The sequence below is a fragment of the Providencia sp. PROV156 genome, from assembly GCF_028480905.1.
Lineage (GTDB): Bacteria > Pseudomonadota > Gammaproteobacteria > Enterobacterales > Enterobacteriaceae > Providencia > Providencia hangzhouensis.
In genome coordinates, this window is record NZ_JAMPPE010000011.1 from 56,216 (window position 1) to 70,351 (window position 14,136).

A 14,136-nucleotide genomic window follows, 5' to 3' on the forward strand; every position below is an offset into this window, starting at 1 on the left:
TATTGTCACAACTCATTTCAATGATGAATAAAATTATTCTACCGTGTTCCTATTAATGCTATGATTTTTCAATAATTATAAAATTCATACTTTCACTAGGATCACAGGTAAACACATGCAGGACTATGGTATTTGGACCGTTATCACTCCCATTGTGACTATAATTTTGGCGATATTAACTCGCCAAGTCATGCTTTCATTAATGCTAGGAATATTCGTTGGTTTTACTGTCATTAACGATCACAACCTATTATTAGGTGTGCAAGGTACCGTTGATGGTATTATTGATACATTTTCATCTGCAGGGAATACGCGAACAATTGTCTTTATGGTCATGATCGGAGGGATAATGAGGCTTGTTGTTGTGACAGGCGGAGTTCGAGCATTAGTTCAGCTACTAACCAATAAGACAAAACTGATTAAAAACCGTAAATCTACCCAGTTTCTTGCCATTATCATTACTTCTCTTATTTTTATTGAAAGCTCAATTAACCAATTAGTCGCTGGCGCCTCAACTAAAAATCTAGCACGACAATATGGTGTTGCTCCTGAAAAAATGTCCTATATTATCCAAACAGCATGTGTTTCTGTTTGTTCCTCCGCCATCATCAATGGTTGGGGTGCAGTAATAATGGGGTTAATCGGGGTACAAATTTCCCAAGGTCTGATTCAAGGCGAGCCCTTTGATATTTTAATTACTTCGATTGGTTACAATTTAATGGCATGGTTATCTATTATAACTATCCTATTCTATGTATTTACCAATATTTCATGGGGTCCCATGAAAAAAGCTGAAGATAAATATCAACAAAATTTTATTGAGGGGAATATTTCCCAGTTACAAAGCCAAGATAATGAAGAAGAGATTATTGATCACCCTAACGCTCATTCTTCATTAAACTTCTTTATTCCTATTTTATCTACGGTGTTAATGGTCCCTATCGCACTATATATCACTGGTGACGGTGACTTTAGCAAAGGAAGTGGTTCGACATCCGTATATTGGGGAGTCATGTTTGGTACTGTGGTATCTTTCTGTTGGTTTATCGGTCGACGGTTACTAAATATTGATGAATTCTTTAAAGAATTATTTATCGGCTACGCCAATATGCTAAAAATCAGCTCAATTATGATCTTAGCGTTCTTGATGGGAAATGTCTCTGCTGAGTTAAACACGGGAGCCTATATTGCTGAAGTCACTCAAGGAGTTATGGCCCCAGGTTTTTCTATTGGATTTATCTTTATAATTAGCGCCATTATGTCTTTAGCAACAGGCACCTCTTGGGGAACTTTCGCGATAATGATACCTATCGGGGTTCAATTAGGTTTATCTGTAGGAATGCCTGTTGAATATATGATTGGTGCAGCAATTTCTGGCTCAATATTTGGCGATATGACCTCCCCAATTTCTGCGGATGCTATTGTTGCTTCAATGGCGACAGACTGCGAACATATTGAGCATATTCGTACTCAAATGCCTTATGCGTTAGTAACTGCCAGTATTGTTCTTGCTATTTACCTTTACCTTGGTTTTTCTTATTAATTATTGGGAGTTTAGATGTCTATCCAACAACAACTAACACAGTACGCAAAAATAGATTTACTTAACTCGTCGACTCCACTTAATCGATTGAATAATTTATCGCATAAGTTTGGTCGTGAGATTTATATAAAACGTGATGATATGACTCCCCTTGCTATGGGGGGAAATAAACTGCGTAAACTAGAATTTTTAATGGCTGATGCATTAGCCAAAAAAGCAAAAATTATTGTTACCGCGGGGGCAATTCAATCAAACCATGTCCGCCAAACTGCAGCTGTTGCTGCCATGTATGGGCTTGAATGCGTTGCGTTATTAGAAAATCCAATTAAAAGTGATAACCCTAACTTTCTGCATAATGGTAATAAATTATTAACTGACTTATTTTCCACCCGTTGTGTGATGTGTGATGAATTAACCGACCCACAATCCCAAATGGAAGCGCTAATTAAAACACTTTCTCTTAAAGATGCCTATATTGTCCCTGTGGGTGGGTCAAATACATTAGGTGCTTTAGGCTATGTCCAATGCGCTATTGAGATAGCTCAACAGAAGCCAGAACATATTGAATTTGATAAAATTATTGTTGCTTCAGGAAGTGCTGGAACCCATGCAGGGCTTGCCATTGGTTTACAAGAATTACTACCACAGAGCCAAGTAATTGGCGTGACAGTGTCACGAAAGCAACAAGACCAAGCCCCTAAAGTTGAAAAATTGCAATCCGAACTGGCTCAATGGTTGGGTCTAGCTAAAACACCTGAAGTACAATTATGGGATAACTTTTTTGCTCCCATGTATGGAATGCCAAACCAAAAAGGCCTCGCCGCAATCAACTTATTAGCGCGGCAAGAAGGTATTTTATTAGACCCAGTTTATACCGGTAAAGCCATGGCTGGGTTAATTGACTACTTGGAAAGCTCTGAAGAAAAAACTCCCGTTCTGTTTATTCATACGGGTGGATCCCAAGCATTATTTGCTTACTCAGATATTAGCCAAACAATTAAGTAATCATCATCAGATAAAAGGGCCAGATTGCCCTTTTATCTTCCATTGTAAAGCTAAAATACTCGACTTCCTTCTTTATTATTGTTGATTAGTCTGTACTATTCAATAATTGGTAAGTGATTACGTATAAATATTGTTCGTTTGGGTAAATCTCTTTGATAAGCGCTTTCAACGTTTCTAGACTCATGGCTTCTTGCTTAGCATGGTATTCAGAAATGTCATCATAAGAAATTGGCTCTACTGACAATATTTTAATATCAGTATAATATTCACCTGTTTCCAGCGCGTATACCTTCACAATAGTCCCAGGAATATAATGGCTCTCGCTTTTATCACGGATAGTGATAATTTTTTTACCGGAAACCACCAATGGAAGTAAACGCTCAAAAAAGGTTATCGTGTCAGGGGCGTTATTCATAATATTTCTCTTATTTCTTATGCAATGCCTTTGTTTGGAGCCCCTATTTTCTTATAAACCTAATAAATTGCAATAAAATGGTTCTTTTTGTGCTTCCAATTATACGAACACTATAGCGATCATTGCGTTTTATATACAATCAGGCCATAAAAATATTATCTACGTCTATAAACTGAGTACACATAATGGATAACAATGAAAATTTGTTCTATCAACAAGAATACTATTTTTGGTCTGCGATATGTGCAAATACGGTGAAAATTAGCAACCAAACTAGTGCTTATTTTTCTGAGCTACCATTGCCTATATTTAATTATATTTACCTCCACCAAGGCGCACTCATTTCAGATTACGAGAAGGCTGAAGCGCTATTCAAACAACAAGCTAAGCCTTATGTACTGGTTATTCATGACCAAATACTTTCACTATTTGAGTCAGAAATAATAGCACGGAGATTAGTCTTTGATGGTGAATCAACTGCAATGATTTTGCCACAAGGGGCTCTGTCTCAATACAATTCACCACCACCGCTTAATACTGATTTTCAGATAATACAGAGTAATGAACGACTCGAAGATTGGGCTCAGCCGTTAATTACAGCATTCCCTGTCGATTCTGATACAGATGAAAGTGACTCAACTGTTACTGACGAGTATATTCGTTATCACCAAAGAGCACTTGATAAACAAACTAATATGGTGCATTTAGTCTTATTTGCAGATCAGCAACCAGTCTCAACCTTAACTATGACATTTAATAATCAAACAGCTCGACTTGATGATATTGGCACCGATATTCAATACCAAGGTAAAGGGCTCGCGACTTTACTTATTAAACATGCACTATACCTTTGCCATCAACAAGGGATTAAACAGTGTGTATTGGAGTCATCCAGCGATGGATTATCTATCTACAAAAAGCTGGGTTTTGAACCTATATTTAATTACTACAGCTATATTGCAGAGTGATTTTATTAAATGCATCTTAATAACGAGGTGCCTAATTGTACGGGGTGACATAATAATGGGAGTAATCCCACTAATATATCCACTTTATTTTGTCACCGTTTGGTACCACTGTTGAATGTCTCTCACAATTTGTTCAGTGTGCAACTGCCCATCTTTATCTTTGAAATAATGGTCTAAATCTTGATAAGAACGGTAACTAACATGGGTATTACGAACTTGTTTCATCATATTATCTGTACCATGAGCATCCACGTTGGTATCCGCCATCGTTTGTATCACCAAATGTGGGGTTTTAACTGACTGGATAAGTTTTAAATTGTCAATGGTGAGCATCTCATACCACCATTTCGAGCCATGGCCGCTGACAAATTGGTCGTTATTTAATTGCTTTTGTTTTACCGCTTCTGCAAATTGTTTAAAACCTTCCTTTGAGTTAGCAATTTCTTCTTTAGGTGTATTATTTTCAATACTATATAGAACATCATTAATGAAGTATTGGCCGCCAACATTCAATGCAACGGATGCGGTAATAAAGTTTTCTTGTGCAACAATTAAATTAGTTACCAGCGCACCTTCACTTCCGCCTAATAGCACTATGTGTTGGTAATCATTTTTTAATTGCTTTAATACTGCTACATAATTATTGGCGCGTTCTAATGGCGAGTCTTTCGACATGTAGTCAACAGGACATTCTTCTTCTGAAGCTTCTTCGCCATTAACCCCCACTTGGCTGTTTAATCCTGTTTTTTCAACTAATAAAATATCATTATGAGGAAATACAACCCCGAAATTTTTCAACATATTGGGGTTATTAATGACGCTTTTACAATCTGAGCCTTGTAATAAAACTAATAAATCCTTTGATTTTTTGGCTTGTTTTTGGATTAAATAATAATTTATATCTTTGCCTGCAAAGTGCATAGTTTGCATACTCACAGGTAAATTCTGTGCAAATACACTTAATGGATAAATTGAAAACAACAAAGGCATAATTTTTAGTTTCATTGCACACTCATCATGTTCTATAAGGACCTTTCGACGATATTATATTGAGTTTTTTATAACAAATAGCGCCTAAAGTGCCCTCGTAAAACAAGATTAAATATAGATATACGGTTTAGACCTGTACAATTTTTTTATGGCGCTTGAGAAACAAGTATTAATGACTCGCTATGGGGGAGAATGCTATGCAATGGCAATGTTAGCAGCGGGTAGAATCGATATTTGTGTCGAATTCGCACTGGAACCTTATGATATTGTTCCACTAATCCCTATTATAGAACGTGCTATTGGCAAAGTGACTACATTAGATGGTTGCTGAGCTGAAATTGGTGGTACGGTTGTAGCAACAGGCTACCCAAACCTTCATGAACAAATTCTGGCTATCTTAATACAGGTAGTTAATTTTATCTTTTAAGAAGTATTATAAAATGCAATCTACTCAACAAGTTAATAGTCATGTTTCCTTTATGCCTGCGAAAAGGGAACAAGTTTCTACTCGAATTATTTTTTTTATTGCCGGTTTTGTTACCGCGGCCTGGGCAGCCATTGTTCCTTATGTCAAACTTAACACAGGGGCAAATGATGCCACCCTTGGCATGCTACTATTATGTTTCGGTGGAGGAGCACTTATTGCTATGCCAGTAACTGGTGCATTAGCTGCCAAATTTGGTTGCCGCCGTTTAATGGTGTTTTCTACCATCGCCTTTAGTTTGTTATTCCCCATTTTATCCTCTTTATCGCAAATTAACTTTATTATCATTGCCTTATTATTATTTGGAATTTTCATTGGCTTAACAGATTGCGCGATGAATGTTCAAGCGGTGATTGTTGAAAAATCATCTGATAAACCAATCATGTCTGGCTTTCATGGTTTTTATAGTATCGGTGGCATCGCGGGTGCAGGTACCATGAGTTTAGTTTTGCTACTTGGTTCTTCCGCAACAATGTCATCAATCATCATTTCAGTTGTTGCAGTGGTTTTGTTAGCTATTTGCTATAACGGTTTAATCCCTTACGCTAATGCCCCAACTGGCCCGCTTATCGCTATCCCAAAAGGCGTTGTTTTGGTGATTGGCATCGTCTGTTTTGCCGTTTTTCTTGCTGAAGGCGCAGTACTTGACTGGGGCGCTGTATTCTTAATTGAACACCATGGATTAAAAGAGACTTTAGGCGGTTTAGGTTTTGCGGCATTCGCCACAACCATGACTATTGGCCGATTACTGGGCGACAAAATTGTTATGCGAGTCGGTTCCGCACGTGTCGTATTTTTAGGTGCTTTACTTGCCTGCCTCGGTTTTGTTATTGCTGTTTTATCTCCTCATCTCATATTGGCCATCATGGGTTTTGCATTAGTCGGTGCGGGTTCATCTAATATAGTACCAGTGATGTTTTCTGCTGTAGGGAAGCAAAAAACGATGCCAGAGGCTCTTGCCGTGCCTGCAATTTCAACTTTAGGCTATTTAGGTATTTTGGCGGGACCAGCTGCTATTGGTTTTGTTGCTTTTCAACTGTCCCTGGCAACTGCATTATTATTAATTTCTGCATTATTAGTTATTATTGCTTTTGTGACTCGCTTTATCCGTGTGTGATTTTTTGAATCTCATAAGGCTACTGGGTTGTAGCCTTATTCTATGTTTCTCCTCATCAATTGCTTGTCTCTTATAAAAATGGTGGCAATTATGCTCTATTTATAGGTTTTATCTATATAATCATTTTTTAAACTATTAAAATTCAATCTAATTTTTTAGCTAATAACTTCCATGTAAGTACTGAGGCGTAATGACCCCTACTCATAAGAAAAACATTATTATTATTATTGGTGCTGGTTTTGTTGGTACAACATTAGCTTGGTATTTATCAAAAAAATCTGATGCACAAGTCATTTTGCTTGATAAAGCACACGCAGGCCAAGGTGTTACACAGCACGCTTTCGCTTGGTTGAATGTGTCATATGGAAGGCCTGATGCATATAGCCAACTTCGCCAACAGGCGCTTGTTGCATGGCATGAACTCGATAAATACACCGATGGAAAGTTGAATATCCAATGGACAGGCGCTCTCAGCTGGCAAGAAACAGAGGCCGCAACGGCAGAATATGTCTACCTCCACCAACAGAGTGGATTTAATGTCGAATTATTGGACAAGTCAACCGTTCACAAGATGGAACCTTACTTATCTGTTTTACCTGAACTCGCTGCATTTTGCCCAGATGAAGGTAGTGTTGACCCCATTCATGCAACAAAAACGCTATTATCCTTTGCTATTGAACAAGGCGTTATTTACTTACCTGAACAGGAAGTTCAAGCTATCTTGCAGGAAGGTGGACGCATCATTGGCGTAAAGACTCAAACAGATACTTTTGGGGCTGAACAGGTTATCGTGACTGCGGGTACAGACGCGACTACACTTATGCAATCGCTACATGTTGAATTACCTGTTATAGCCTCTCCCTCTATCATTGTGCATATCAATGATTCTACAGAGCAAACATTGGTTCAACATATCATTTCGACGCCACAAATGGAGCTGCGGCCTGCAGGTTCAGGTAAAATACTCTGTGTTGAAGATTATATTGATGATAAGCCTGAACACAACGCGTTAGCTATCGCACAAAACGCCCTTACAACAATTAAAAATTCATTTATAGGTAGTAACACGCTAAATCTTGAAAACGCTTTCACAGGAATGCGACCTATGCCTAAAGATGAGATGCCAATTGTCGGAAAAGTTGCTGATTTCGAAGGTTTATATATTATCAGTATGCACGCTGCGATTACGCTAGCGCCTTTGATATGCCAATTGGCTCAAGATGAAATCTTGCATGGGATAGAACAAGCCGCATTAGGTCCATATCGATTAACTCGTTTTGTATCAGGTAACTGACAAATGAATATTCCGTTGTACTATTTAAGACATTATCAATCGATTGAAAAAACATTCTGGACATCTATTTGTGAACATAGTATCCAGATTGCACAACACACAATTTGCTATTTAACGCCCCTTAATTCGCCAGCGTTTAACTTTATCTATTTACAGCCTGACTCGACCAGCCACGCCTTTATGCAGGCTCACAACCTGTTTGTTTCACAGAAGAAAAACCATACCTTAGTGATCCCCGAAGAGATGCTCCCGCAGGTGGTAACTGAGGCTGAGTCATTAGGGTATAAACGTGACAGTGTCACGACTGCAATGGCGCTGACCTTAGTAAAGCAAAATGAAGTTGAACTGCCTGATAACCAAGTTGATATCGTCTTAGCGAATCACGATTTGTCCTTGTGGGCAAAGCCTCTGGTTTCTGCGTTTTACCTGTCTGAAGAGCACGACCAGGTTATTCAGGAATATGTGCGTTATCATGAGGATGCATTACAACAAGGCGCCCCGCAGTTTCACCTTGTGTTACTCGTTAATGGTGAACCAGCGACCTCCATGACGGTGACGATCGAAGGTACGTTAGCGCGTTTTGATGATATTGGTACCGAGCCAAGCCATCAAGGTAATGGTTACGCTTCACAACTTATTGATTATGCGTTAGCATTTTGCCGCCAACAAGGTGTAGAACACTGTTTCCTAGATGCGTCTGAAGCGGGATTTGATTTGTATAAAAAATTTGGATTTGAACCTCTCTTTCGCTATATCAATTATGTTTGGTGCAAATAATTTATAACCATAATGTTATTTGTAGAGCTATCTGAAGTGGGATCATTGTTCACACAGTGGTTCCAAGCTCAGTCATTCCAGATTAATCATAATGACAAAATTATCTAATATTTACATATGAAAATTAATATTATTGGCACTAGTGGTAGCGGTAAAAGTACCCTTTGCCAACAACTTTCGCTGTTGTTAAACGTCCCTTCTATCGAATTGGATAGCTTATATTGGTTAGCGAATTGGCAAGGTTCTTCGGATGATGCGCTTAACCAGAAACTCACCGCTGCATTAGATAAAGCGGTATCTGGATGGGTTCTTGATGGAAACTATACTCGAACCCAACCCATTAAATGGAAAGAGGTTGATATGGTGGTATGGCTGGATTACTCCTTACCAAGAACGCTTTATCAGTCGATTACGCGCACATTGTCGCGCATTCGTTCAGGGCAAGAGTTGTGGGCAAATACAGGTAATAAAGAACGTTGGAAAAATGCTTTTTTCAGTCGTGACTCGATAATTCTGTGGCTACTAAAGACTTACTATCCAAATAAGAAAAGAAATCTAAGTCATATGGCAAATATCAACTTACGCCATATTCAGTTTGTTCGACTCACCTCACCAAAAGAAACAAACTTATTTTTACAACAAATGAAAGCTCAAGTTCAGGGTAAATAAACATCTCGGTAGCCATAAAAACTACCGAGATAGTATTTTTTCAGCAATTAAAGCTCATCACATGCCGTTTTCAACATCGCAGTTTGTTGGAATTTTTCAATTCCTAACTCAATCAAGCGGCTGATTAATTGCGGGTATGTCATACCCGCTTGTTGCCACAATTTGGGGTACATACTGATGTTCGTAAAGCCAGGCAATGTGTTGATTTCATTGATAACTACGTCGTTGTTTTCCGTTAAAAAAACATCCACACGGGACATTCCACTGCAATTTAATGCGCGATACGCGGATAAGGCAATCTCGCGTATTTTATCACTCACCGCAGCATCTAACTGTGCAGGAGCCACGACAGAGGCGCCATTCTCATCAATATACTTAGTGTGGTACGCATAGAAACTATCGTGTAATACGATTTCACCACAAGGGCTGGCAAGAGGTTCTTCATTACCCAATACGGCGCATTCAATCTCACGCCCTTTAACTGCACTTTCAATAAGGACTTTCATATCAAATAAGAAAGCAAAGTCCAGTGCCGCGTCAAATTCCGATTCAGTGCTGACTTTACTGATCCCGACAGATGAACCTTGATTTGCTGGTTTAATAAAAAGTGGTAGGCCTAATTGCGCCACGGTCGCTTCATATTCAGTTGTTGCGCGCTCATTTTTGAGCACTGTTATAAACGGAGCAATATTTAAGCCTGCATCTCTAAGTAATCTTTTGGTAACGTCTTTATCCATACAGGCAGAGGAACCTAAAACCCCCGGACCGACAAATGGTAAATTCGCCATGCGCAATAAACCTTGTAACGAGCCGTCTTCACCTAAGTTACCGTGAACAATAGGGAAAATAACATCGATTTGTGGCAATGGCTTAGCATCTTCTAACGAAATAAACTGTTCGCTTGTTTTACCTGGAACAAGTGCGATAGCTCGCTTAGGCGTATTCAACGCAATACGAGAGGGATCATCACCATGCAATAAAAAATCAGATTCGTTATATTCATGCCATTGCCCTTCTTTATTAATCCCTAAAAGGCATACATCAAATTTATTGCGATCTAACCCATTGATAATATTTTTAGCAGATTGTAGTGAAACTTCATGTTCTGTTGATCGGCCACCAAAAATAACACCGACTCGTATTTTGCTCATTATTTGCTCCGACATAAAACACCAAACCTAGCCGAGAAATATAGCACGCAAAGAAAAGGTTATGGCATAAATTATTTATTTTTCATTAAGATTAGCTGGCTTTATGACCAAACCTTCTTTTTTTGATAGCTAATTATCTTTTATCTATCAGAGTTTCAATACTGATATTCACCTGTTCAATTAGCCACTGCGTAAAAATAGCCGCTGCACTGCCTTGCTCTACAGGTTTAGATGACAATAAATAATATGCTGAATTATCTTCAATAAAGCCATATGGCGCGGTTAATTGTTTCGATTTTACTTCATCTGCAACCATCAAAAATGACGCAAGCGCCGCCCCTTGCCCAGCCAAAGCCGCTTGTATACACAAATAAAAGTGTTCATATGTAATAGTTTTATTATTTTGAAGCGCTATTTCTTTTATATTTTGCCAAGTTTCCCATGCAGTTGGCCTAGATAGAGTTGACAGTAGCGTTATATGACTAAAGTTTTCTTTAAAATCAAGTTCAGGCCGAACCACGACGCCCATACATTCTGAGCACACTTTCACCGCGCAAAGGTTGTCATTCCATTTGAAATCATTACGCCTCAATGCTAAATCAACATTCGTTTTTGTGAAATCGATAACACCACCTGCCGCCACTAAATGCACTGTAATATGGGGATATTGTTGATAAAAATGTGTAAGCCGAGGAATTAACCACTTCATTGCGATTGTAGGTTCACAAGACAAACTAACAACATCAGGAAAGGTATTGTTTTTTATCTTTTCAACCCCCTCCTTAAGCTGTTCAAATATTGCACTAGTTGTTTGTAACAATATTCGTCCATTAGCCGTTAAAAAAACAGCACGGTTCCTTCGTTCGAATAGCTCAACACCAAGGTGTTCTTCTAATAAACGAATTTGTCGGCTAATCGCGCTATGAGTCACATTCAGCTCTTGAGCCGCTTGCACAAAGCTACCTGCTTTCGCAGCAGTGTCAAAAAAACGTAATGACGTTAACGGTGGTAGTTTCATATATAGGTAATAAAAACTGACAGATTTATGTCAGGATAAATCGCTTTTTAGTTTTATTCAATCTATTGATAATAAAAACAATAAATGAACAAACAATTTCAGAATAAATCTGTTTTGGTCTGTTTTTATTACCTTTTAGGAAATTAATATGAATGAAATCATTGCGGTTGCAACCATTACCATTTTAGCTGTCATTAGTCCGGGGCCAGACTTTGCTATGGTAACTCGTAGTAGTTATACCTATGGCATTAAAACAGGCTTATTGTGTGCGCTAGGTATTGCTGTTGGTGTGCAGGTTCATGTGTTTTATACCATTTTTGGCATCACTTTGGTCATTATGAGTTCACCAACATTATTCTTAATCGTTAAACTTATTGGGGTGTTTTACTTGGTATACATCGGATTTAAATCATTAACAAATAAAGTAAAAATATCCTCAGATAAAGCCGTATCAAAGCCATTATCGGCCCTAAATGCGTTTAAAAATGGTTTTCTGACAAATGCTTTAAACCCAAAAACCATGTTTTTTGTGATTTCTGTGTATAGCCAAGTTATTAGTACACAAAATTCAATTTGGTTAAATTTAAGTTATGGCTTATTTATTTCCTTTGCCCATTGGCTATGGTTTAGCCTAATTGCTATTTTTTTTGCAACGCCGGCAGTCAGAAACAAAATTCTTAACTACCAATTTATTATGGACCGAATGATTGGAATTCTACTGATTTTATTGGGATTATCTCTACTATTCTTTAATATAAACTAACCCCACATTCACATTCATGGTAGTTATTTACCCTGCAACCGATAATATTCATTGACCACTTTCGCCAACTCAACCACATCGGTTGGAATATTAAGTTTGGCGAGTTGGTCAAATGGCACCCATTCAAATGGGGCAAAAGGCGGTTGTGATGAGGGCAATAACTCACATAAGTAAATCATATCAATATGCCAATGGTTCCCTTTCTTTTTATCCGCAATAAATTCTTTCAAGATAGCGATGGGCAACGGTAATACTTGTGTATGGGATGAATCCTGCACTTGCGATACAAAGGGGAAACCGCAACTGACCACTTGGCACTCTAACCCTGTTTCTTCAAGAACCTCTCGGAAAACAGCATGTTGTGGTTCTTCGTTTGCTTCAATATGGCCACCTGGCGGTAACCAAAAACCAAGTTTTTGATGTTCGTGTAATAAAAACTCACCATGCTCATTACGGATCATTGCTGTTGCCGTAAAATGTTTAACTTCCTCTCTCATCTCACCACATCCTTTTTTTATTTTGTTATTCTTACATTAAGTTTCTGGTGGTGAGCCTAACACCTTGTTGCCTTCCAGTCACGGTAACCATTTCAACTTACATGAGGCATTCAAAGCGCAGTCAGCGGAAAGAAATTATCATATGCTTAGCTGATGGCGATTGGTTATTAACTCGGGGTGGTTAAATTGAAAAAAGAATTTGATTTTTATAAGCAACAAGCTATGAACTTTGAGAATGGGAAAAAAATAAAAACCCATGAGATTTGTTATTGTTCATCATAAAGATGCGCAATAAATTGAACAAATTAGAGGAATAGCCAGCACATAGACCGGCTATTTCTGATAAAACTATTAAGCGGTTAGTGCCAGTTTTGCTCCAAACATCAAGAATACAGCACCAATACAGCTATTAGAGAACTTCGAAAGCTTTTTATTATGTTTAACCATATTCGTTACGGCAACAGCACCAAAAATTAGCAGTGATAAATAAATCATGCTACAAGTTTCTAAAATTAGGCCAAGTATGAAAAATGGCACACCTGCACTTGGGTAAGCTGGGTCAATAAATTGGATAAAAAATGAAACATAGAAAATGATCATCTTAGGATTTAGTAAACTTAAAAAAACGGCTTTCTTATAGGTGCCCTTGGTTTCTAAGATAATTGAATCAACATCACCTGTATTTTCTTTCTTATGCAATACGCTATACAGGGTTTTAATCCCTAAATAAAATAAATAAGCCGCCCCTACGTATTTTATAACACTAAAAAAGATAGGTGATGTTTTTACTAAAGATGCAACGCCTAAAAATGATAGAAAAATGAGCACAGCATCCCCGGTAAAGACACCTAATGCGGCTTTATAACCATTTTTCACACCATATTTTGCACTGCTAGTTAAAACAAATAAAGAATTAGGGCCTGGTACCAATGTAATAAAAATAACACCGATAAGATAAGTCCATAAGTTTGTAATACCGAGATTTTCAAGCATAGGAAACCCGCTAACTCAATAAAAGTTATAACAAAAAATTCACATCATTTATTTATGACTATATGATACAGGCTTTACATTACTTATAAAAGATATCACCATATAATAATGTCAATATAAAATATAAATCCAAATAACATTAAAACACTAGATAAACAACAATGAATAAAGATCAAAAAACAGAATAACAACCCAAAACAAGAGCCTTAGTTAGAAGCTAACTATAAATAGCCAACCAAGTAGTTGTAAATGCTAAAATAGATAATTAAATCAGCATTTAATTTTATAGAATAAATAAAAGTAGTAGTGATTTGATTAAGGTTTCGCGTTATAACATAAAAGTTCGTGCTATTTAAAAGTAAAATTGGATCAAGCCAGTATAAAACTAAAATAGCCCATTACTAATATTTCATCTCTTTAAAATCAATCAAGTTATATAAGTGTTCAAAATT

The 14,136-nt window shown here is 37.6% G+C and carries 14 protein-coding genes and 1 pseudogene; 9 read left to right on the plus strand and 6 right to left on the minus strand.

Annotated features, from left to right (window positions below; genetic code table 11):
- Positions 1–115: 115 nt before the first annotated feature.
- Together PSF31_RS09895 and PSF31_RS09900 are read left to right on the plus strand one after the other, a co-directional pair.
- A complete protein-coding gene (locus PSF31_RS09895; protein ID WP_004254427.1) occupies positions 116–1,543 on the plus strand; it encodes a Na+/H+ antiporter NhaC family protein in 1,428 nt (475 codons plus the stop codon).
- Positions 1,544–1,558: 15 nt separating this feature from the next.
- Positions 1,559–2,548, plus strand: a complete 990-nt coding sequence (locus PSF31_RS09900; RefSeq protein ID WP_164561031.1) for a D-cysteine desulfhydrase — start codon at positions 1,559–1,561, stop codon at positions 2,546–2,548.
- Between the two features lie 85 nt (positions 2,549–2,633).
- Here PSF31_RS09900 and yqfB read toward each other — a convergent pair whose 3' ends face one another.
- Entirely contained in the window at positions 2,634–2,963 is a 330-nt protein-coding gene (gene yqfB / locus PSF31_RS09905) for a N(4)-acetylcytidine aminohydrolase (protein ID WP_164561032.1), read from the minus strand.
- A 185-nt stretch (positions 2,964–3,148) separates the two neighbouring features.
- Between yqfB and PSF31_RS09910 the strand changes: the two genes are divergently transcribed.
- Positions 3,149–3,931 (plus strand): GNAT family N-acetyltransferase, encoded by a 783-nt coding sequence (locus PSF31_RS09910; RefSeq protein WP_096863746.1) that lies wholly within the window; start codon positions 3,149–3,151, stop codon positions 3,929–3,931.
- Positions 3,932–4,015: 84 nt separating this feature from the next.
- Here the strand turns inward: PSF31_RS09910 and PSF31_RS09915 are convergent, their stop codons facing one another.
- On the minus strand, positions 4,016–4,936 hold the full coding sequence (locus PSF31_RS09915; RefSeq protein WP_096863744.1) for an alpha/beta hydrolase family protein: 921 nt from the start codon (positions 4,934–4,936) through the stop codon (positions 4,016–4,018).
- A gap of 148 nt (positions 4,937–5,084) precedes the next feature.
- Here PSF31_RS09915 and PSF31_RS09920 point away from each other — a divergent pair.
- The 5 genes and pseudogenes from PSF31_RS09920 to PSF31_RS09940 form a co-directional block, all read left to right on the plus strand.
- Positions 5,085–5,348 (plus strand): annotated as a pseudogene (locus tag PSF31_RS09920) (inositol monophosphatase family protein); the annotation flags it as partial.
- Between the two features lie 13 nt (positions 5,349–5,361).
- Positions 5,362–6,522 (plus strand): MFS transporter, encoded by a 1,161-nt coding sequence (locus PSF31_RS09925; protein ID WP_164561033.1) that lies wholly within the window; start codon positions 5,362–5,364, stop codon positions 6,520–6,522.
- 190 nt (positions 6,523–6,712) lie between these two features.
- The gene (locus PSF31_RS09930; RefSeq protein ID WP_272683191.1) at positions 6,713–7,816 is read left to right on the plus strand and encodes an NAD(P)/FAD-dependent oxidoreductase; all 1,104 of its coding nucleotides are present in this window, start codon (positions 6,713–6,715) and stop codon (positions 7,814–7,816) included.
- A gap of 3 nt (positions 7,817–7,819) precedes the next feature.
- Positions 7,820–8,593, plus strand: coding sequence for a GNAT family N-acetyltransferase (locus tag PSF31_RS09935; RefSeq protein WP_036957743.1), 774 nt, complete (start codon positions 7,820–7,822; stop codon positions 8,591–8,593).
- 117 nt (positions 8,594–8,710) lie between these two features.
- On the plus strand, positions 8,711–9,262 hold the full coding sequence (locus tag PSF31_RS09940) for a hypothetical protein (RefSeq protein ID WP_004254476.1): 552 nt from the start codon (positions 8,711–8,713) through the stop codon (positions 9,260–9,262).
- Between the two features lie 47 nt (positions 9,263–9,309).
- On the opposite strand, the gene ddlA is transcribed toward PSF31_RS09940, so the two are convergent.
- Together ddlA and PSF31_RS09950 are read right to left on the minus strand one after the other, a co-directional pair.
- Positions 9,310–10,413, minus strand: coding sequence for a D-alanine--D-alanine ligase (ddlA, locus tag PSF31_RS09945; protein ID WP_096863740.1), 1,104 nt, complete (start codon positions 10,411–10,413; stop codon positions 9,310–9,312).
- A gap of 133 nt (positions 10,414–10,546) precedes the next feature.
- Complete coding sequence (locus PSF31_RS09950; protein WP_096863738.1) at positions 10,547–11,431, minus strand: LysR family transcriptional regulator; 885 nt, start codon at positions 11,429–11,431, stop codon at positions 10,547–10,549.
- Between the two features lie 148 nt (positions 11,432–11,579).
- Here PSF31_RS09950 and PSF31_RS09955 point away from each other — a divergent pair, with 148 nt between their 5' ends.
- Complete coding sequence (locus PSF31_RS09955) at positions 11,580–12,194, plus strand: LysE family translocator (RefSeq protein ID WP_164561034.1); 615 nt, start codon at positions 11,580–11,582, stop codon at positions 12,192–12,194.
- 23 nt (positions 12,195–12,217) lie between these two features.
- Here the strand turns inward: PSF31_RS09955 and PSF31_RS09960 are convergent, their stop codons facing one another.
- Positions 12,218–12,691, minus strand: coding sequence for an NUDIX hydrolase (locus tag PSF31_RS09960; protein WP_096863737.1), 474 nt, complete (start codon positions 12,689–12,691; stop codon positions 12,218–12,220).
- Between the two features lie 351 nt (positions 12,692–13,042).
- A complete protein-coding gene (leuE, locus tag PSF31_RS09965) occupies positions 13,043–13,684 on the minus strand; it encodes a leucine efflux protein LeuE (protein ID WP_096863735.1) in 642 nt (213 codons plus the stop codon).
- Positions 13,685–14,136: the final 452 nt, after the last annotated feature.